This window comes from Streptomyces sp. SCSIO 30461, from assembly GCF_037023745.1.
In the GTDB taxonomy this organism is placed as follows: Bacteria; Actinomycetota; Actinomycetes; order Streptomycetales; family Streptomycetaceae; genus Streptomyces.
Genome location: NZ_CP146101.1, coordinates 3,186,657 through 3,206,697, shown reverse-complemented (window position 1 = coordinate 3,206,697; position 20,041 = coordinate 3,186,657). Strand labels below are relative to the sequence as shown.

At 70.4% G+C, this 20,041-nt stretch carries 16 protein-coding genes; 6 read left to right on the top strand and 10 right to left on the bottom strand.

Features of this window, described 5'->3' with window-relative positions:
• Nucleotides 1–69 precede the first annotated feature (69 nt).
• Entirely contained in the window at nucleotides 70–1,104 is a 1,035-nt protein-coding gene (locus V1460_RS14170) for a GlxA family transcriptional regulator (protein ID WP_338674080.1), read from the bottom strand.
• 145 nt (nucleotides 1,105–1,249) lie between these two features.
• On the opposite strand from V1460_RS14170, the gene V1460_RS14165 reads away from it, so the two are divergent.
• A complete protein-coding gene (locus V1460_RS14165) occupies nucleotides 1,250–2,113 on the top strand; it encodes an SCO6745 family protein (RefSeq protein WP_338674079.1) in 864 nt (287 codons plus the stop codon).
• Between the two features lie 136 nt (nucleotides 2,114–2,249).
• Nucleotides 2,250–4,634 carry a Tex family protein gene (locus V1460_RS14160; RefSeq protein WP_338674078.1) on the top strand — a complete coding sequence of 795 codons (2,385 nt, stop codon included), beginning with the start codon at nucleotides 2,250–2,252 and terminating at the stop codon, nucleotides 4,632–4,634.
• Between the two features lie 102 nt (nucleotides 4,635–4,736).
• On the opposite strand, the gene V1460_RS14155 is transcribed toward V1460_RS14160, so the two are convergent.
• The 4 genes from V1460_RS14155 to V1460_RS14140 all read right to left on the bottom strand — a co-directional run bounded on the left by V1460_RS14155 (nucleotide 4,737) and on the right by V1460_RS14140 (nucleotide 8,942).
• Nucleotides 4,737–5,246 (bottom strand): GNAT family N-acetyltransferase, encoded by a 510-nt coding sequence (locus V1460_RS14155; RefSeq protein ID WP_338674077.1) that lies wholly within the window; start codon nucleotides 5,244–5,246, stop codon nucleotides 4,737–4,739.
• Between the two features lie 173 nt (nucleotides 5,247–5,419).
• Entirely contained in the window at nucleotides 5,420–5,875 is a 456-nt protein-coding gene (locus tag V1460_RS14150; protein ID WP_338674076.1) for a hypothetical protein, read from the bottom strand.
• On the bottom strand, nucleotides 5,875–7,512 hold the full coding sequence (locus tag V1460_RS14145; protein WP_338674075.1) for an ABC-F family ATP-binding cassette domain-containing protein: 1,638 nt from the start codon (nucleotides 7,510–7,512) through the stop codon (nucleotides 5,875–5,877). The genes V1460_RS14150 and V1460_RS14145 overlap by 1 nt, the downstream gene beginning before the upstream one ends.
• A gap of 110 nt (nucleotides 7,513–7,622) precedes the next feature.
• Nucleotides 7,623–8,942, bottom strand: coding sequence for a M14 family metallocarboxypeptidase (locus V1460_RS14140; RefSeq protein ID WP_407077454.1), 1,320 nt, complete (start codon nucleotides 8,940–8,942; stop codon nucleotides 7,623–7,625).
• A 303-nt stretch (nucleotides 8,943–9,245) separates the two neighbouring features.
• Between V1460_RS14140 and V1460_RS14135 the strand changes: the two genes are divergently transcribed.
• Nucleotides 9,246–10,766 (top strand): M1 family metallopeptidase, encoded by a 1,521-nt coding sequence (locus tag V1460_RS14135; RefSeq protein ID WP_338674074.1) that lies wholly within the window; start codon nucleotides 9,246–9,248, stop codon nucleotides 10,764–10,766.
• Nucleotides 10,767–10,834: 68 nt separating this feature from the next.
• On the opposite strand, the gene V1460_RS14130 is transcribed toward V1460_RS14135, so the two are convergent.
• The gene (locus tag V1460_RS14130; protein WP_338674073.1) at nucleotides 10,835–11,722 is read right to left on the bottom strand and encodes an oxygenase MpaB family protein; all 888 of its coding nucleotides are present in this window, start codon (nucleotides 11,720–11,722) and stop codon (nucleotides 10,835–10,837) included.
• 276 nt (nucleotides 11,723–11,998) lie between these two features.
• Between V1460_RS14130 and sph the strand changes: the two genes are divergently transcribed.
• Nucleotides 11,999–12,985, top strand: coding sequence for a sphingomyelin phosphodiesterase (gene sph, locus V1460_RS14125; RefSeq protein WP_338674072.1), 987 nt, complete (start codon nucleotides 11,999–12,001; stop codon nucleotides 12,983–12,985).
• Nucleotides 12,986–13,090: 105 nt separating this feature from the next.
• Here sph and V1460_RS14120 read toward each other — a convergent pair whose 3' ends face one another.
• Nucleotides 13,091–13,534 carry a hypothetical protein gene (locus V1460_RS14120; RefSeq protein WP_338674071.1) on the bottom strand — a complete coding sequence of 148 codons (444 nt, stop codon included), beginning with the start codon at nucleotides 13,532–13,534 and terminating at the stop codon, nucleotides 13,091–13,093.
• Nucleotides 13,535–14,008: 474 nt separating this feature from the next.
• Between V1460_RS14120 and V1460_RS14115 the strand changes: the two genes are divergently transcribed.
• On the top strand, nucleotides 14,009–14,839 hold the full coding sequence (locus V1460_RS14115) for a MerR family transcriptional regulator (protein ID WP_338674070.1): 831 nt from the start codon (nucleotides 14,009–14,011) through the stop codon (nucleotides 14,837–14,839).
• A gap of 89 nt (nucleotides 14,840–14,928) precedes the next feature.
• On the top strand, nucleotides 14,929–15,195 hold the full coding sequence (locus V1460_RS14110; RefSeq protein WP_338674069.1) for a hypothetical protein: 267 nt from the start codon (nucleotides 14,929–14,931) through the stop codon (nucleotides 15,193–15,195).
• A 125-nt stretch (nucleotides 15,196–15,320) separates the two neighbouring features.
• Here V1460_RS14110 and V1460_RS14105 read toward each other — a convergent pair whose 3' ends face one another.
• From V1460_RS14105 to V1460_RS14095, 3 genes are all read right to left on the bottom strand, one after another.
• Nucleotides 15,321–17,501, bottom strand: coding sequence for a 3-hydroxyacyl-CoA dehydrogenase NAD-binding domain-containing protein (locus tag V1460_RS14105; RefSeq protein ID WP_338674068.1), 2,181 nt, complete (start codon nucleotides 17,499–17,501; stop codon nucleotides 15,321–15,323).
• A gap of 52 nt (nucleotides 17,502–17,553) precedes the next feature.
• Nucleotides 17,554–18,768 carry an acetyl-CoA C-acetyltransferase gene (locus V1460_RS14100; protein WP_338674067.1) on the bottom strand — a complete coding sequence of 405 codons (1,215 nt, stop codon included), beginning with the start codon at nucleotides 18,766–18,768 and terminating at the stop codon, nucleotides 17,554–17,556.
• 121 nt (nucleotides 18,769–18,889) lie between these two features.
• The gene (locus V1460_RS14095; protein ID WP_338674066.1) at nucleotides 18,890–20,032 is read right to left on the bottom strand and encodes an acyl-CoA dehydrogenase family protein; all 1,143 of its coding nucleotides are present in this window, start codon (nucleotides 20,030–20,032) and stop codon (nucleotides 18,890–18,892) included.
• Nucleotides 20,033–20,041: the final 9 nt, after the last annotated feature.

Here is a 20,041-nt window from a genome sequence, read left to right as displayed (position 1 = left end):
CGGCCGGTGGTGGCCGGTGCGCTCAGCTGTGGTCAGGAGGGTCAGCGGCGGCCAGGGCGGCCAGGACGGTCAGCGGTGGGACCCCGCCGAGGCAGGCGGGGCGCTGAAGCGGCGGCGGTACTCGGCGGGCGCCGTGCCGACGGCCTTGACGAAGGCGCGCCGCATCGCCTCCGCCGTGCCGTAGCCGCAGGCGCGTGAGATCTGCTCGATGCCGTCGTCCGTGTCCTCCAGGAGCCGCCGGGCGTGCTCCAGCCGCACTCGGTCGACGTAGCGGCCAGGCGTGGTTCCGGTCTCCGAGCGGAAGGCGCGGGCGAACTGGCGGGGTGAGAGCCGGGCGCGGGCGGCCAGGGCGTCGACCGAAAGGTCGCCGCCGGGATGCTCGGTGATCCACTGCTGTACGTCGCGCAGCGGCTCACGGCGGGCGGTCTGCGCGGAGAGCTGCGCGCTGAACTGCGCCTGGTTGCCCGGGCGGCGCAGGAACACCACCAGGTGGCGGGCCACATTCAAGGCGATGTCCCGGCCCAGGTCCTCCTCGACCAGTGCGAGCGCCAGGTCGATCCCCGCGGTGACACCGGCCGATGTGGCGATCCTGCCGTCCCGTACGAAGATCGGATCCGGATCGACCGCCACCTCCGGATGGTTGCGGGCGAGACGGTCGCAGAGGGACCAGTGCGTCGTCGCCCGGTGCCCGTCCAGCAGACCTGCCTCGGCCAGCAACAGGGCGCCGCTGCACACCGAGACGAGGCGCTGCGCACCCGGGGCATGGGCCACCAGCCACTCGATGAGCTGGGCGTCGGAGTGCCTGGTGCCCTCACCGCCCGGGACGATCAGGGTGTGCGGCGGTCCGCAGTCGCCGAGTGCGCGGTCGGGCACCAGGGTGAGCCCGCTGGAAGTGCGGACGGATGCCCCGTCGAGTGAGGCGGTACGGATGCGGTACGCGAACGGCGCCCCGGGCGCCTTGCCGGCGCCGGCGAAGACTTCCAGGGGGCCGGTGACATCGAGGCTCTGCACTCCGTCGAAGAGCACGACCAGCACGGTTCGCTCGGCCTGCCTGGTCCGATCGTCCTTCGGGCTGCGCCGCACTTGCTCGGGCTGTTCGGGCATGTCTCCATGATCAGCGCCATCCCTTATGGCTGCAATGACAAGAAACCCACCTTTCCTGCCATGAGTCCGGTGCTCACGAGGACGCCCCGGCCCCCTGCGGTCGCCCGGACTTCCGGACGTACCAACCAGTCGGTAACGTGCGGCCATGAGCTCTCTTCCCCCGCGCACGGCACGCCGCTGCGCCAGCGCCCTCAACTCGACACACGCCCTCGTGTACTTCTCGCCGGACCTCCCCGCGGCCTTCGCCGGGATCGGGGTCGAGGACCGCACCGCCGCCGCGCTCTCCGGGCGGGCCGCCGCGCTGGGCGCAGTCGGTCCGGGCACGGTCGCGGCGGCGTTCTCGAACTACAACCACGAGCTGCTCTCCCGCCACTTCCCCTCGGTGTGGGAGACAGCGTCCCCCTCAGCCGTGCTGACCGCCCGACTGCGAGCCGTCGACGCGACACTGCGCAGGCTCCTCGGCGAGGAGGCGGTCGAGTCCGATGCGATGGCAGAGGCCGCGGGGCTGGCACTGCGCGCGGCGGAGGCGTGCACCCGCCACGCCCGGCCGCTCTACTCGGCACACGCGGATCTGCCGGTGCCCGACGAACCGCACCTGGCCTACTGGCACGCCGCGACCCTGCTGCGCGAACACCGCGGTGACGGCCACCTCGCCGTGCTGCTGTCGGCCGGGCTCGACCCACTGGAGGCGATGGCCAGCCACACCGCCAGCGGCAAGGGAATGTCACCCCGCTGGGCACTCGCCAGCCGCGGCTGGCGGCGCGGCGACTGGGACGCGGCGCGCGAGCGGCTGCGCGGGCGAGGACTGCTCGGCGCCGACGGCGAACTGACCGCGGAGGGCAGGGCATTGCGCGAGGACCTGGAGGACGGGACCGACCGCGTCGACGCCGCACCCTACGAGCACCTCGGTCAGGCGTCCGTCGAACGCCTCACCGAACTCGCCTACGGCTTCCTGGGCACGGCGGTCGCTTCCGGCGCGTTCCCCGCCGATCTGATCGGCAAGGACTGACCCCTGTCACCGCGCGCCGGAGGGGGCACGCGACACGACACCCGGCCACCCGGCAGAATGCAGGCAAAGGGGCCGCGCGGACCAGACCTCGCGGGCCCCCAGGCACAGCCAGCATCAGAAGGCGAGTCGGGAAACCGTGACGACGTCCATCGAAGGCAGGATCGCCGAGGAGCTCGGCGTACGCGAGCGACAGGTGAAGGCGGCCGTCGAGCTGCTCGACGGCGGGTCCACCGTGCCGTTCATCGCGCGCTACCGCAAGGAAGCCACCGAGATGCTCGACGACGCGCAGCTGCGCACGCTCGAGGAGCGCCTGCGGTATCTGCGGGAGCTCGAGGAGCGGCGCACCGCGGTCCTGGAGTCCGTACGCGAGCAGGGCAAACTCACGGACGAGCTTGCGGCGCAGATCCGGGCGGCCGACACCAAGGCCCGTCTCGAGGACATCTATCTGCCGTTCAAGCCCAAGCGGCGCACCAAGGCGCAGATCGCCCGCGAGGCCGGTCTCGAACCGCTCGCCGACGGACTGCTCGGCGACCCCTCCGTCGAGCCGCTCGCCGCGGCCGCGGCCTTCGTGAACGCGGACAAGGGCGTGGCCGATCCGGCGGCGGCCCTGGACGGTGCCCGGGCGATCCTGACCGAGCGCTTCTCCGAGGACGCGGACCTCATCGGCGAGCTGCGTGAGCGGATGTGGACACGCGGGCGGCTCGCCGCGAAGGTACGCGAAGGCAAGGAGGAGGCGGGCGCCAAGTTCGCCGACTACTTCGACTTCGCCGAGCCGTTCACCGCGCTGCCATCGCACCGGGTGCTGGCGATGCTGCGCGGCGAGAAGGAAGAAGTCCTCGATCTGGTGCTGGAGCCCGAGGAGCCGTCGGAAGAGCCCGGTCCTTCGACATACGAGGGAATGGTCGCGCGTCGCTTCGACGTGGCCGACCGGGGCCGGCCGGCCGACAAGTGGCTCGGGGACACCGTGCGCTGGGCTTGGCGCACCAGGATCCTCGTGCATCTCGGAATCGATCTGAGGACGCGGCTGCGGACCGCGGCGGAGGACGAGGCGGTGCGGGTCTTCGCGGCCAACCTGCGGGACCTGCTGCTCGCCGCCCCGGCCGGCACCCGGGCGACCCTGGGTCTCGACCCCGGTTTCCGTACCGGTGTGAAGGTCGCCGTCGTGGACGCGACCGGCAAGGTCGTCGCCACGGACACGATCTATCCGCACGTCCCGGCGAACAAGTGGGACGAATCACTGGCGAAGCTGGCGCGACTGGCCAAGCAGCACTCCGTCGAACTGGTGGCGATCGGTAACGGCACCGCGTCCCGCGAGACGGACAAGCTCGCCACCGAGCTGATCGCCAAGCACCCCGAACTGCAGCTGACCAAGGTGATGGTGTCCGAGGCGGGCGCGTCCGTGTACTCGGCCTCCGCGTTCGCCTCCCAGGAGCTGCCGGGACTCGACGTCTCGCTGCGCGGAGCGGTGTCGATCGCGCGTCGACTCCAGGACCCGCTGGCCGAGCTGGTGAAGATCGACCCCAAGTCGATCGGTGTCGGCCAGTACCAGCACGACCTGTCCGAGGTGAAGCTGTCCCGTTCGCTGGACGCGGTGGTCGAGGACTGTGTGAACGGTGTCGGCGTCGACGTCAACACGGCGTCCGCCCCGCTGCTTTCGCGGGTGTCCGGCATCGGGACCGGACTGGCCGAGAACATCGTGTCGCACCGCGACGCCAACGGCCCGTTCCGCTCCCGGAAGGAGCTGAAGAACGTTGCCCGGCTGGGCCCCAAGGCGTACGAGCAGTGCGCGGGCTTCCTGCGGATCCGCGGTGGCGACGACCCGCTGGACACGTCCAGCGTGCACCCCGAGGCGTACCCGGTGGTGCGCCGGATGGTGAAGGACACGGGCAGCGACGTGGCCGGGCTGATCGGCAACACGGCGGTGCTGCGCTCGCTGCGCCCGGATGACTTCGTGGACGAGAAGTTCGGTCTGCCGACGATCGGCGACATCCTGCGGGAGTTGGAGAAGCCGGGCCGCGACCCGCGGCCGGCTTTCAAGACCGCGACCTTCAAGGAAGGCGTCGAGAAGCTCGCGGACCTGGCGCCGGGGATGGTGCTGGAGGGTGTCGTCACCAATGTGGCCGCGTTCGGCGCGTTCGTGGACATCGGCGTCCACCAGGACGGTCTGGTGCATGTGTCGGCGATGTCCCGGACTTTCGTCAAGGACCCGCGGGACGTGGTGAAGCCGGGCGACGTGGTGAAGGTGAAGGTCCTCGACATCGACATCCCGCGCAAGCGGATCTCGCTGACGCTGCGGCTGGAGGACGAGGCGGCTCAGAAGACCCCGGGTGGCGGTGGCGGCGCGGGCGGCCAGCGCCGTGAGCGCGGCCAGGGCGGTCGCCCGCCCCAGCAGCGCCAGGGCGGTACGGGGCGCAGCGGCGGTGGCGGCAACAGCGGCCACCCGGCACCGGCGAACAGCGCAATGGCGGACGCCCTGCGCAAGGCGGGTCTGCTCGGGCCGAACAAGGGCCGCGGCAAGTAGGCAGCGGCTCGACAGCCCGGGGTGCGGCACGGCTTACCGCCGCACCCCGGGGTCCCACCCGACAGGCTGCGGGATCCCCCGGCACCGGCAGGCTCCGCGGTGTCACAGCGTCCGGCGCATGCAGACCCGCGGCCACCGGTCCAGTCCGTGCTCCGACTCGCGCTCACGGATCGTCCGCAGACCAGGGGTGAGCCTGTCGTCGTCCAGGAGCTGGAAACCGCAGCGCAGGTAGTACGGGGCGTTCCACGGAACATCGGCGAACGTGGTGAGCGTCAGGGCACGGGCGTCCTCGCTCGTGGCATGGGCCGCCAGGTGGTCCAGCAGCGACCGGCCGACACCGCGGCGCGCACTGTCCGGGTGCACCGAGAGCTGCTCGACATGGAGGTTGCCGTCGACGCGGTCGGCGATCAGGTAAGCGACCGGGGTGTCGGAGCCGCCGGCCGACACCACCCAGGCCAGGCCGGCGTGGTGGTAGCCGGCGAGCTCGGCGAGCGTGAGCGGCTCGTCCTCGGCGATCTCCGGCATGCCGATGTCGCGGAAGCACTGCCCGGCGGCCCTCTCGATGTCCTGGAGAACAGGCAGTTCGTCGAGGCGTACGGCTCGGATGCGCATGAACGCATTCTCCACCGAACGCCGCACGGCGCCACCCGATGGCCTTCGGTCCGGTGACGGCGGCCCACCGCGGCGGCCGTGTACGCAGGTCCGCGCCGACGAGCCCGCGCGGTACCCACAGGGATGCGGCACGCATGGGGGCGGCAACCGACCAGCGTGCGGACCTCAGTTGATCAGGGGGCGAACCTCAGCGCCCATTCCGCGCGGTCGCGTACGGCGGGGTCGTCGTCCTTCGTCAGCGGCTCCAGCAGGGCGCGGGCCGCGGGCGGGTCGGCATGGACGAGGTCCACGATCTCCGCCGCGAGCCCGTCCTGGTCGTCGCCGAGGTCCACGGCGGACGCGCGCAGCAGCACCGGCAGGGCGGGTACGCCTCCGATCGCCGCGATGACCCCGCCGAGCAGCTCGCGGGCGTAGGAGTTCCGTTCGCCGACACCACGGTCGAGCCGCGCCTCCAGGCGCGGCAGCAGAGCCGCGTCACCGGACGCCGCGATCTCGTCGGCCAGGTCGATGGTCTCGTCGACATCGGCGTCGAGGTCGTCCACGAGCGCGAACAGCCGGGACAGCACGTCGTCCCGGTCGGCCCCGTCCGGCATGTCCGCCATACCCGCCGTACCTTCCTCGCCGGTCATCAGGATTCGGTCACCTTTCCGTCCGCGACCTCGACGCGGCGCGTCGTACGGACCGCGTCCAACATCCGCCGGTCGTGCGTGACCAGCAGCAGCGTGCCGCCGTACGAGTCCAGCGCGGACTCCAACTGCTCGATGGCCGGCAGGTCCAGGTGGTTGGTGGGCTCGTCGAGGACGAGGAGGTTGACTCCGCGGCCCTGGAGCAGGGCGAGGGCCGCCCGGGTGCGCTCCCCAGGAGACAGGCTCACCGCGGGGCGCAGCACATGGGCGGCTTTGAGCCCGAACTTGGCGAGCAGCGTACGCACATCGGCGGGTTCTGTGTCGGGAACCGCCGCGCAGAAGGCGTCCAGCAGCGACTGCGTGCCATGGAACAGCTTCCGCGCCTGGTCGACCTCCCCGACGACGACCCCGGAACCCAGCGCAGCGTGTCCCGCGTCCAGCGGCAGCCGGCCGAGCAGGGTCGCGAGCAGGGTCGTTTTACCAGCGCCGTTGGCGCCGGTGATGGCGACCCGGTCGGCCCAGTCGATCCGGAGGGAGACCGGCCCGAAGTGGAAGTCGCCCCGCCGCAACTCGGCGTCGCGCAGGGTGGCGACCACGGACCCGGAGCGGGGTGCGGTGGCGATCTCCATCCGAAGCTCCCACTCCTTGCGGGGCTCCTCCACCACGTCGAGGCGTTCGATCATCCGCTGGGTCTGGCGCGCCTTGGCGGCCTGCTTCTCGCTGGACTCGCTGCGGAACTTGCGCCCGATCTTGTCGTTGTCGCCCGCCTTGCGGCGGGCGTTCTTGACGCCCTTGTCCATCCAGGAGCGCTGGGTCTGGGCACGGTCCTCCAGCGCGGCCCGCTTGTCGGCGTACTCCTCGTACTCCTCGCGGGCGTGGCGACGTGCCGTGTCGCGTTCCTCCAGGTACGCCTCGTATCCACCGCCGTAGAGGGCGATCTGCTGCTGGGCGAGGTCCAGTTCGAGGACCTTGGTGACGGTGCGGGCGAGGAACTCGCGGTCATGGCTGATGACCACGGTGCCGGCGCGCAGGCTCCGGACGAACTTCTCCAGCCGCTCCAGACCGTCCAGGTCCAGGTCGTTGGTGGGCTCGTCGAGGAGGAACACGTCATAGCGGGACAGCAGCAGTGAGGCGAGGCCGGCGCGTGCGGCCTGGCCTCCGGACAGGGAGGTCATGGGCTGGTCGAGCCCGACGGACAGCCCGAGCGAGTCGGCGACCTCGTCGGCACGCTCGTCGAGGTCGGCTCCGCCGAGCGCGAGCCAGCGCTCCAGGCTCGCCGCGTACGCGTCGTCCGCACCGGGCGTGCCGTCGACCAGGCCCTGGGTCGCCTCGTCCATCGCGGACTGGGCGGCGGCGACACCGGTGCGCCGGGCGAGGAAGTCCCGGACGGTCTCGCCGTCGCGCCGCTCCGGTTCCTGGGGGAGGTGGCCGACGGAGGCGGTGGGCGGCGACAGACGCAGGGTGCCCTGTTCGGGCTTCTCGATCCCGGCGAGCAGCTTGAGGAGCGTGGACTTTCCGGCGCCGTTGACACCGACGAGACCGATCACGTCACCAGGTGCGACCACGAGGTCGAGTCCGGAGAACAGTGATCGTTCGCCGTGCCCGGCGGAGAGGTCCTTGGCGACGAGGGTTGCACTCATGAGGAGGCCGATTCTATGGGGTCCCAGCGGACCCCGGTGCGCCGACGCCCACTCGCTCGACACGCTGTGGGTGTCGCGTCACGCACCGTGCCGCAGCGCCGGGCCCGGTGTCAGCACCGCGTGCGCGGCTGCCCCTCGGTGAGGTGGTAGGCGGCCCGTCCGTCGAGCAGCAGCGCGACGAGCTGACGCTGGGACTGCCGCAGGGGCACATACGCTCCGTCCAGGCCCCTCGGCCCCAGCGGCAGGGACACGACTCCGTGCAGAGCCAGCTCGTCCCGTACGTCCGCGTACTGCGCCGCGGACAACCGGTAGCCGCAGGGCGGGTCGGCCAATGTCTGGTCGGGCGTCGCCGGATCGTTGTCGGCTCCGCCGAGATACACCGGTCCCCGGTCGGTGAAGCCCGCGAGCCGGGCACGTCCCGTGGCGGCCTCGACGCGGGTGCGCCGCTCGGCCACGAAGCGGAAGGCGCCGTCCAGTGCTGTGAGCTGGCTGTCCACCCGGCGCCTGCTGTTCAGGGCCGGATCCTGCTCCTCGGCGTCGGTGCGGGCGTCCACCCGGGTCTCCACGAGTAGGCCGATGGAGTGCTTGATGCCCGCGGCGTTGCGCAGGATGCGTTCCTGCCCGTCTCCGGCGACCTGCTTCACCGGCTCGCCGGTGACGGGATCGGTCCAGATCCCGTAGGTGCCGCTGCTGTACCCCTCCTCGTGGGCCGCGGGGCGCACATAGGTCTCGGAGAGGGTGCGCGCCTCACCGTGGACCGCCGAGTCGGTGTTGAGGTTGCGCGGCCACAGGGCGAGCAGGTCCTTGTCGTAGTACCGCGGGGTCGCCCCGTACTCGTGCAGGTCGTAGACGACATCCGGCTGCTCGTCCCGGATGACGGCGGCCATGGCCCGTCCTTCGGCGGTTCCGAGGGCGATGTGGTCCCGGTTGATGTCGACGCCGTCGGCGTTGCCCCGGGTGTCGGCGGCGCGGCCGTCCGGGTTGGCCGTGGGGATGACGAGCACGGTGGTGCGATCCAGGAATCGCCGGGTGGCGCTGTCGCCGGCCATGGCGAGGTCGCGGATGGTGATGAGGCAGGCTTCGCGTCCGGACGGCTCGTCGCCGTGCTGACTGCAGATCAGCAGCATCGTGTTCGCGGTGGGATGGCCGCTCCCGATCCGCACCAGCCGGAGCGGGCGCCCTTGCCCGGTGGTACCGACGGTACGCATCGACAGCCGCCCGCCGACCCGGTCGACGCCCGCGAGGAAGGCCGCCTCCTCCGCCTGGCTGGTCCAGCGCGCTCCCTGGGACTCCTCGAAACCTGTACGCGGTTGCGCCGTCCGGGCGATGGGTGCCGCGTGGGCGGTGGGACCCACCATGGGTGCGGCGAGCCCGGCGCAGAGGGCCAGGACGGCGGGCAGGACGCGGCTGTACCGGGCGGGTATCGGCATGGGCGCACGGTACGCCGGGCAACTCCTGCGCGACAGGGTGCGATTGGGCAGCACGGCGGTTCCCGGCCGGACTGGGACGGACCCTGCGTGCCGGACCGGCTGGAAGCCGCCGGGACCCGGCCTGGGCGTACCGGGACGGTCCGGGACCCGCCGGTCGCCCGAACCGCCCGAACCGGGATGAGGATGTCGGCCGGATGGCATTCGTGTGACATCAGGGGCCATGGACACGACTGCGCCCGCACCGCGTGAATAGGGTCCGAGGCATCCGAAGAGATCACCGGCCCCGACGACTTGGAGCACTTCGTGCAGCGCAGAATCCTCCTCCCGAGCGCACTCGCCGCCACCCTGGTGCTGGCTGTCCCGGCATCGGCGGCCGATTCGGCACCCGGGGCGCCGGGAATGGGAGACCCCTACTACCCGGCCAGCGGCAATGGCGGGTACGACGTCTCGCACTACGATCTGCGGCTGAAGTACCAGCCGCAGACGGACCTGTTGGAGGGCACGGCCACCCTGCTCGCCACGGCGCGGCAGGATCTGTCCCGGTTCAATCTGGACTTCGGCCTAAAGGTCGGCGAGGTCAGGGTCAACGGGAAGAAGGCAACCTTCGCCGCCACCGGCGCGCACGAGCTGGAGGTCACCCCTGCCGCACCGCTCGCGAAGGGCGCCCCCCTCTCGGTGGTGGTGAAGTACGCGGGGAAGCCGTCGGAGCTGAAGATCGACGGCTACACCGCGTGGCTGCGCACCCCCGACGGCGGTGTCGCCGCGGGTGAGCCGGAGTCGGCCGTGTGGTGGTTCCCCTCCAACGACCACCCGCTGGACAAGGCGACGTACGACATCTCCGTGTCCGTACCGGACGGGACGCAGGCCATCAGCAACGGCGTTCTGCTGTCCCGGTCCTCACGGCTGGGCTGGACCCGCTTCAACTGGCGCTCGAACAAGCCACAGGCGACGTATCTGGCCACACTCGCCGTCGGCAAGTTCGACATCACGACCGACAAGACCGCGAAGGGCCTTCCGGTCCTCAACGCCTACAGCCTCGACCTCGGCGACACCGCGGGAGCGGCCCGCGCGAGTATCGAGCGCACGATCGAGGCGGCGGAGTGGCTGGAGGAGGTCTTCGGCCCTTACCCGTTCAACGCCCTCGGCGGCTATGTGCCGAACGTGCCCACCGGATACGCCCTGGAGACCCAGACCCGCCCCTTCTACAGCCCGCGCCAGTTCGCGAACGGCGCGAACGTCTCGGTGGTGGTGCACGAGCTGGCACACCAGTGGTACGGGGACAGTGTGTCGGTCAAGGGATGGAAGGACATCTGGGTCAACGAGGGCTTCGCGCGCTACAGCCAGTGGCTGTGGTCGGAGAAGGAGGGCGAGGGCACTGCTCAGGAGCTGGCGGACTACGTCTACGCCCAGCACCCGGCGGACGACCCGTTCTGGAAGGTGAAGCCGGGCGACCCGGGTCCCGACAAGCAGTTCGACCTCGCCGTGTACGACCGCGGCGCGGCGGCCCTCCAGGCCCTGCGGGTCGAGATCGGCGACGAGGACTTCTTCGCCCTTCTCAAGAGCTGGCCCGCGGCCAGGGCGGACGGGAACGCCGAGGTCGGCGACTTCGTGGAGTACGCCGAAGAGATCTCGGGGAAGCCGCTCGCCGCGCTCTTCGACACCTGGTTGTTCCAGCCGTCCAAGCCCGCCCAGCCGACAGGCGGCACCACCTCGGCACGAGCGGCCCGTACGGACGCGGGCGCGGTGCGCGAGCCCAGGTCATGGAAGCAGATCGCCCGGACCGACACGGTCCACGAGCATGCAGGCGAGCAGCGCGGCCGCTGATCGGGGCACTCAGCCGCTGTCGGCCCGGTCCGGGCCGACAGCATCGGCCACGGGACCGGGGCCTCCCTTCACGGCACCCTGTGCCCGTGCGGGTGCACCGGTCCCGGTGGCTTGCGAGCCGCAGCGCGTGCCGCGCGGGCAAGCGGGAGATACCTCAGCCGCTCGGGGAGCAGGGGGACCACGGCCCGTACGACGCGACCGAGTCGGCGCAGGCGCCGCTCCTGCCGGTTCGTCCACGGCAGCCCTATCGCCGTACGAGCGTCGGGCGGCATCAGCCCGATGGTGACGAAGCGCCGGAAGCGTACGAACAACGGCATCAGCACCGGCCAGCACCACTTCAGCAGCAGCCGAAGCGGGAGCGGTCCCCGGTCAGGTTCCGGAACGGGCAGGTCGACGGACACGAGGTCCCGGACCACGGCGGTGGCTTCGAGCTCGTCGGCAAGGATTTGGCGGTAGTACGGCCAGAACTCTTCGATGGTGCCCGGCATGTCCCGGTCGTGGATTCCGAGGATCCGGCCCACCTGGAGCCACTCCGCGTAGAGCTGCCGCTCCTGCCGGCTGGTGAGCGGGCGGTACAGGTAGCGGCAGGCGTACTGGTAGACGGGGAAGCCGGTGGCGTGGACCCACGCGTAGTTCTCCGGAGCGAGCGCGTGGTAACGGCGGCCTCGGCTGTCGGTGCCCTGAATGTTCCGGTGCAGCGCGCGCAGCCGCCGGCCCTCGTCGACCGCCGCCGAACCGCCGTACACCCACAGCTGGAGTGAGCGCAGGGAGCGCTCTCCACGCCCCCACGGGTCGGTACGGAAGACGGAGTGCTCGTCGACTCCGGCGCCCACGGCGGGGTGGGCGACCTGCATGGTCAGGGCCGCCGGCAGCATCAGCAGACCGCGGATGTCCCCCGTGAGGCTCCACAGCATCCCGCCGACGGGCGGTGGCACCGGGTCGTCCGCTCCGCGCATCCCGGCCTCCCTGAGTCGCTGTCGTCGCTGTCGTCGCTGTCGTCGCTGTCGTCGGGCAGGCTCGAGGCCCCTGCCTTCCGATCCCAGTATGCGATCACAAGATGCGGGCAGCCGCCGCTGAGGACTGTCCGCGGACGTCAGGACGAAGTTCGCCCGATGGAGATGCTTCCGCAAGGAAAGCGGCGTCTGGAGGCTACCCCGAAGTAACCGCCGCTGCTTTGATGTGCCCGCTGGCCTGATTCCAGCCGAGAACCCACCCCACAACCGGGAGTTCATGTGGCGCATTCCTCGCTTCGCCGTGCCTGCGGCGCTGCTCTCTCCACGGCTCTCACGGCCGTCGCACTGGCCGCGGCAACCCCCTCCGCCGAAGCCGCCGCCGACGCGACGCCTGCCATGAAGGTGCTGACGTACAACGCCTTCCTGTTCAGCAAGACCCTGTACCCGAACTGGGGCCAGGACCACCGTGCCAAGGCGATACCCGCGGCGTCCTTCTTCCGGGGCCACGATGTCGTCGTCCTCCAGGAGGCGTTCGACAACTCCTCCTCCGAGGCTCTGATGCGGAACGCGGCGGCGCAGTACCCGTACCAGACCCCGGTGCTGGGCCGTTCCAAGAGCGGCTGGGACGCGACCGGCGGTTCGTACTCGTCCGTGACGCCGGAGGACGGCGGTGTCACGATCCTGAGCAAGTGGCCGATCCTGCGCAAGGAGCAATACGTCTACAAGGACGCGTGCGGTGCCGACTGGTGGTCCAACAAGGGCTTCGTCTACGTCGTCCTGAACGTCAACGGCGCGAAGGTGCACGTGGTCGGCACGCACGCGCAGTCCACCGACCCGGGCTGCTCGTCCGGCGAGGCGGCCACGATGCGCAGCCGTCAGTTCAAGGCGATGGACGCCTTCCTCGACGGCAAGAACATACCGGCGTCCGAGCAGGTCATCGTGGCCGGTGACTTCAACGTGGACTTCCGCACCCCCGAGTACGGCACCATGCTCGGCGACGCCGGGCTGACCACCGCCGATGCCCGCACCGGCCACCCGTACTCCTTCGACACCCGGGACAACTCCATCGCGGCCGACCGCTACCCGGACGACCCGCGAGAGGACCTGGACTACGTGCTGCACCGAGCGGGCCATGCCAAGCCGTCCGGCTGGAAGAACGACGTCGTCAAGGAGCAGACCACGCCCTGGACGGTCACCAGCTGGGGCAAGGACTACACGTACAGCAACCTGTCGGACCACTACCCGGTGACCGGGTCCGCCTCGTAGTCCGTCGATGACCGCCCGGAACGCCATCGGCACGCCGGGCGAAATCGCCTCTCCCGCGCGGGCGCGGGAGAGGCGATCGCCGGTTGCGGGACCGGGCGGGCGCAGCTACCGGTAGGCCTGCGCCACGCTGTACACGTAGTACCCGACAGCGGCGAAGACACATCCCAGAACCACCCAGCAGCCGATGCTGGTGTGTCGTCGACGGCTCCGGTTCCTGATGCGTGCGGGCCGCTTGCCGAGCGGCAGTGGAGGCACGGCTTCAGGCGCCGCTTCGGCCAGCAGCCTGCGGCATACCGCGGCCAGCTCGGCCGTCCCCGCAGCGCGACTGGCGACCGCTTCCGAACGCGCGGGCGCGGTGGTGCCACCGTCCAGGATCCGTCCGGCGCGCAGGAGTATCTCGTCGCGTCCGCCGCTTGGCGCCAGGCTGATCCAGCGCTGGACGTGGTCCCCCCGGATGACCACACCCCCCGCCCGGTCCCTGTACACCGTGTGCTCCCGCCACAGCACGTCGGCCAACTCCGACGCGGTCTCTCTCAGATGCGCGCTCAATTGCCGTCTCCCCCTTCGCGCCCGTTCGAACAAGCACCGCACTCTAGCGCTGTGACCGGACAGGTTCACCGGCTCACGACGTCCGGCCGCAGCAGTAGCGGCACTCGAGCCTCGCGGTCGTGGAGGGTCACGGCGATGTCCCGTGCCAGGAGGCGCCGCTCGATGATCGGCTCCACCTCGCCCATGAACCACCCGCGAGCCCGCGGCCGAATCGGGGGCCTTGGGTTCAGAACCGGCCGACCGCGCCCGGCGGCGCCGGACCGGGCGAGGTCTACCGGCCGGGAGCGGCGCCCCCGCTCGGGACCGAGACCCACTCGGGGATTGGCGTAGCCATGACAAGATCTGCTCGTTCCCCGCACTTTCACAAGACTGGTGAGACAGCAATACTGTTCCACTGCGGTTCGCTGCGATCCACCGCGTCCACCACGCGTCGCCGCCTGCCCGCATCGGAACGTGCACGGAACGAGGGAGACCATGGCGACCGAGCCCGACGAGCCGACGCTCACCGTCGACGAACTGGCCGCCCGCGCCGGGGTCACCGTACGCACCATCCGGTTCTACAGCACCCGCGGGCTGCTGCAGCCGCCGGTGATCGGTGCACGCCGCGTCGGTCACTACGGGTCCACCCATCTCTCCCGGCTGGCCCTGATCGAGGAGCTCCAGCACCAGGGGATGACGCTCGCGGCGATCGAACGCTACGTCGAGCAGCTGCCGTCCGATCTGAGTGCGCGTGATCTGGCCATCCACCGGGCGCTGGTGGCGTCCTGGGGGCCGGAGTCCGCCGATGAAGTGCGCCGGGGGGATCTGGAAGAGCGCGCCGGGCGGGCCCTGTCGAGCCAGGACATCGGCCGGCTGGCGGCGATGGGGGTGCTGGACCGGACGCCGGATCCCGAGGTGTACCGGCTGGACGGCGGGCTACTGAGGCTCGGGATCGAGCTGCTGGACGTACCCATCCCCCATGAGACGCTGCTGGCCGCCCGTGCGGCGCTGCTCGAACACGCCCGCGCCGCCGCGCACGAGATGAGCCGCATCTTCCAGGACGAGGTGTGGAGCCCATACCGGGAGCGGGAGTCGGACCCCGGCCACGATCATGTCGCCGCGATGAAATCGCTGTCGGCGCATATGCAGCCGATGGTGGTCCAGGCCCTGGTGACTGCCTTCCAGCGCACGCTGCGACAGGAACTGCGCGAGGTGTTCGACGCCGAACCGGACCGCTCGGATGGGGCCGGGCCCGCTGACGGAACAGCTTGTGGACAGCCCAGCAGGGCGTCAGTCAGTGGCAGGGCCACGACCACCGGAACCTGAGTATCAGCATCGATGTCAGGGGTGGCGTCCAGCGTTGTGAGCGACGGCCGCCGACCGAGGCGGCACCAGGTCGGTCCAGGGGGAGCATCATGCGGTTCGCTCAGCTGAGGCCCGGTGGGCTCATGCGGACGTACCGTCCGGACTGGGAACTGACCCTGATCCGGATCGGTTCGTCCCGGTGTCTGTGGCGGTGGAACCAGCAGCTGTGGTCCTACGAGGTGGCCGATGACGCCCGCAGGGCGGACCCCGAGCGGCGCGTCGGCTATCTCGGCGTGGTGCCGCCCGCCGCCCCCGGCGGGCAGCGTCACGCCCACCGACGTGCATCGCGCGGCGCTCCGACTGGATGTCCTCGCTGAACTCCTGGAGCGCATACCGGATGCGGATCCCGGTCCCGCTCCCTGAGGCACGTTCCGTCTACGGGGCGAGGGACGGGCCCCGGTGCAGCCGGGCCCGTCCCTCGTGACGCATCGCGTCAGCGTTGTCAGGCGTCGGCGAAGGTCTCGCCCTTCTCCGCCTTCTCCACCAGCAGCGCAGGCGGTTCGAAGCGCTCGCCGTACGTGGCCGCGAGCTCGCGGGCCCGGGCGACGAAGCCCGGCAGACCGCCCTCGTAGCCGTTGATGTACTGGAGCACTCCGCCCGTCCATGCCGGGAAGCCGATGCCCATGATCGAGCCGATGTTGGCGTCGGCGACCGTGATCAGCACGCCTTCCTCCAGGCAGCGGACGGTGTCCAGCGCCTCGGAGAAGAGCATCCGCTCCTTCATGTCCTCGAACGGGACATCCGCCCCCGGCTTGCCGAAGTGCTCACGCAGCCCGGGCCACAGCCCGGCGCGCTTGCCTTCGACGTAGTCGTAGAACCCCGCCCCGCCGCTGCGGCCGGTGCGGCCGAACTCGTCGACCAGGCGGTCGATCACGGCGTCCGCGGGATGACCGGTCCAGGTGCCCCCGGCCTCCTCGACGGCCCGCTTCGACTCGTTGCGGATCTTGCGCGGCAGCGTCAGCGTCAGCTCGTCCATCAGCGACAGCACCTTGGCCGGGTATCCGGCCTGCGCTGCGGCCTGCTCGATCGACGCGGGCTCGACGCCCTCGCCGACCATCGCCACGCCCTCGTTGATGAACTGGCCGATGACCCGCGAGGTGAAGAAGCCGCGTGAGTCGTTGACGACGATAGGGGTCTTGTTGATCTGACGCACCAGGTCGAAGGCGCGGGCCAGTGCCTCGTCGCCGGTCCGCTCACCCTTGATGATCTCGACCAGCGGCATCTTGTCGACGGGCGAGAAGAAGTGCAGCCCGATGAAGTCGACCGGGCGGTCCACACCTTCCGCGAGCAGAGTGATCGGCAGCGTGGAGGTGTTGGAGCAGAGCAGGGCGTCCGGCTCCACGACGTCCTGGATCTCCTGGAACACCTTGTGCTTGAGCGCCGAGTCCTCGAAGACCGCCTCGATCACGGCGTCGCAGCCCGCGAGGTGGGCAGGGTCGCCGGTCGGGGTGATCCGGGCGAGCAAAGCGTCGCGCTTGGCCTCGGTGGTGCGTCCCCGGCTCAGCGCCTTGTCGAGCAACTTCACCGAGTAGTCCTTGCCGCGCTGCGCGGCCTCGACACTCACGTCCTTGAGGACGACCTCGATCCCGGCCCTGGCACAGGAGTACGCAATGCCCGCGCCCATCATCCCGGCGCCGAGCACGGCCACCTTGCGGACCTTGCGCGACTCGATGCCCTTGGGACGGCTGGCACCTGAGTTGACGGCCTGGAGGTCGAAGAAGAACGCCTGGATCATGTTCTTCGCGGTCTGCCCGGTGAGCAGTTCGGTGAAGTAGCGCGCCTCGATGACCTGGGCGTTCTCGAAGTCGACCTGGGAGCCCTCGACCGCGGCGGCGAGGATGTTGCGCGGGGCCGGGTAGGGGGCGCCGTTCAGCTGCTTCTTCAGGTTGGCCGGGAAGGCGGGCAGATTGGCGGCGAACTTCGGGTTCGACGGCGTACCGCCGGGGATCTTGTAGCCCTTGACGTCCCAGGGCTGCTGCGACTCGGGGTGGGTGTCGATGAAGGCGTGTGCCTTGGCCAGCATCTCTTCGGGTGTGGCGGCGACCTCGTGGACGAGGCCGTTCTCCAGGGCGCGCGCGGGGTTGTACTGGGTGCCCTGGAGGAGCACCTTGAGCAGCGCGTCGGCGATGCCCATGAGACGCACGGTGCGGGTGACGCCACCGCCGGCCGGAAGCAGTCCGAGGGTGACCTCGGGCAGGCCGATCTTGGATCCGGGCGCGTCGAGCGCGATGCGGTGGTGGCAGGCGAGGGCGATCTCGTAACCGCCACCCAGCGCGCTGCCGTTGATGGCGGCGACGACCGGCTTACCCAGGGTCTCGATACGGCGCAGGGCGTGCTTGATGCCCATACCGCGGTCGAAAGTCTCCTGCGCGTGCTCGGGACCGACCTGGATCATGTCCTTGAGGTCGCCGCCCGCGAAGAAGGTCTTCTTGGCGGAGGTGACGATGATGCCGCGGATCGAGTCCTGCTCGGCCTCCGCGCGGTCGGCGATGGCCGCGATGGATTCCTGGAAGGCCCGGTTCATGGTGTTGGCGGACTGGTTGGGGTCGTCGAGCACGAGGGTGACGACACCGGTCTCGTCCTGCTCCCAGCGGATGGTGGAGCTCGTCGGCGTTGCGGTCATTGCTGCTTCTCCGTATGCGGGAACGGTCAGGTGACGGAAGGGGGCGGGGCGCTCAGAGGCGCTCGACGATGGTGGCGATGCCCATACCGCCGCCGACGCACAGCGTGGCCAGGCCGTAGCGCTTGTCCTGGCGCTCCAGCTCGTCGATGAGCGTGCCGAGGATCATCGCCCCGGTGGCGCCCAGGGGGTGGCCGAGAGCGATCGCTCCGCCGTTGACGTTGACCTTGTCGAGGGAGAGCCCCATGTCCTCGACAAAGCGCAGGACGACGGCGGCGAACGCCTCGTTGATCTCGACCAGGTCGATGTCGTCGATGGTCAGCCCGGCCTTCGCCAGGGCCTTGCGGGTGGCGGGCGCCGGCCCGGTGAGCATGATGGTCGGCTCGGAACCGGAGACCGCTGCGGACACGATCCGGGCGCGGGGCCGGAGCCCGTAGCGCTCTCCGACCGCCTTGGAGCCGATCGCGACGAGCGAGGCGCCGTCCACGATGCCGGAGGAGTTGCCGGCGTGGTGGACATGGTCGATCTTCTCGACCCAGTGGTACTCCTGCAGCGCGACGGCGTCGAAGCCGCCCATCTCTCCGATCGCCGCGAACGACGGCTTGAGCGAGGCCAGGGAGTCCGCCGTGGTGCCGGGGCGCATGTGCTCGTCGTGGTCGAGGACGACCAGCCCGTTGCGGTCCTTGACCGGGACGACCGAGCGGTCGAAGCGGCCGTCCTTCCAGGCGGCGGCGGCCCGCTCCTGGGAGAGCGCGGCGTACTCGTCCACGGCACGGCGGGTGAAACCGCCGATCGTGGCGATCAGGTCGGCGCCGATGCCCTGCGGGGCGAAGTTGGTGTCGAAGTTGGTCATCGGGTCGGCGAACCAGGCTCCGCCGTCCGAGCCCATAGGAACGCGGGACATCGACTCGACTCCGCCTGCGAGCACCAGGTCCTCCCAGCCGGAGCGGACCTTCATCGCCGCCATGTTGACGGCCTCCAGGCCCGAGGCACAGAAGCGGTTCTCCTGGACGCCGGCGACGGTGTCGGGCAGTCCGGCGGCGATGGCGGCGATCCGGGCGATGACGGATCCCTGGTCGCCGACCGGGCCGACGACACCGAGCACGATGTCGTCGATGGCGGCGGGGTCCAACGACGGGAAGCGGTCCTGGATCTCGTGGATCAGGCCGACGACGAGGTCGATCGGCTTGGTGCCGTGCAGGGCGCCGTTGGCCTTGCCGCGTCCACGCGGGGTGCGGATCGCGTCGTACACAAACGCTTCGGTACTCAAGACAGAGCCTTTCGCATCACGAGTGCGGGGTGCGCAGTCGGGGCGGTCGAGGGTGGAGAAGTGGAGAGGCTGGGGTGATCGGTCTTCGGGGAGTGCGGGGGTGCCGGTCGCGACACCGCGGTCAGGCGAGCAGGGAACGGCCGATGATCTCCTTCATGATCTCGGTGGTCCCGCCGTAGATGGTCTGGATACGGCCGTCCGTGAACGCCTTCGCCACGCGGTACTCGGTCATATAGCCGTATCCGCCGTGCAGCTGGAGGCAGCGGTCGGCGACCCGCTTCTGCAGCTCGCTGGCCCACCACTTGGCCATCGACGCGTGCACCGCGTCGAGTTCCCCGTTGGAGTGGTCCACGATGCAGCGGTCCAGGAACGCCCGGGTGACGGCACACTCCGTCGCCATCTCGGCGATCTCGAAACGGATGTGCTGGAGTTTGGCCAGCGGCCGCCCGAAGGCCTCGCGCTCCCGCACGTACTGCTTGGTGATCTCCAGCAGGTTCTCGGCCGCGGCGATCCCGGCGACGCCGATGTTCAGCCGCTCCTGGGCGAGATTGGTCATCAGGTGCCCGAACGCGCCGTCGAGGTCGCCGAGCAGGTTCTCCTTGGGCACCCGCACGTCGTTGAAGAACAGCTCGGCGGTGTCCTGCGCCTTCTGGCCGATCTTGTCGAGGTTGCGTCCCCGTTCGAATCCCTCCGTACCGCGCTCCACGACCAGCAGGGACAACCCCTTGGCACCGCCCTCGGGGGTGGTCTTCGCCACGACGATCACGAGGTCGGCCAGGATGCCGTTGGAGATGAAGGTCTTGGAGCCGTTCAGCAGCCAGTGGTCACCGCAGTCGTCGGCGGTGGTGCGGATGCCCTGGAGGTCGGAGCCCGCGCCCGGCTCGGTCATGGCGATGGCCGTGATGATCTCGCCGGTGCAGAAGCCGGGGAGCCAGCGCCGCTTCTGCTCATCGGTGGCGAGCGAGGTGAGATACGGCCCGATGATGTCGTTGTGCAGGCCCACGGCCAGTCCCGAGACCCCGGCCCGGGTGAACTCCTCACCGAGTACCGCGCTGTAGCGGTAGTCCGGGTTCCCCCCGCCTCCGTACTCCTCGGGAACGGCCAGACCGAGCAGTCCCTGCCTGCCCGCGGCCAGCCATGCGGCGCGCGAGACGATGCCGTCCTGCTCCCACTGCTCGTAGTGGGGCAGCACCTCCTTGGCGAGGAAGGTGCGGACCGTCTCCCGGAACGCCTCGTGCTCGGTGCCGAAGATCTCCCGCTTCATTGCACTGCC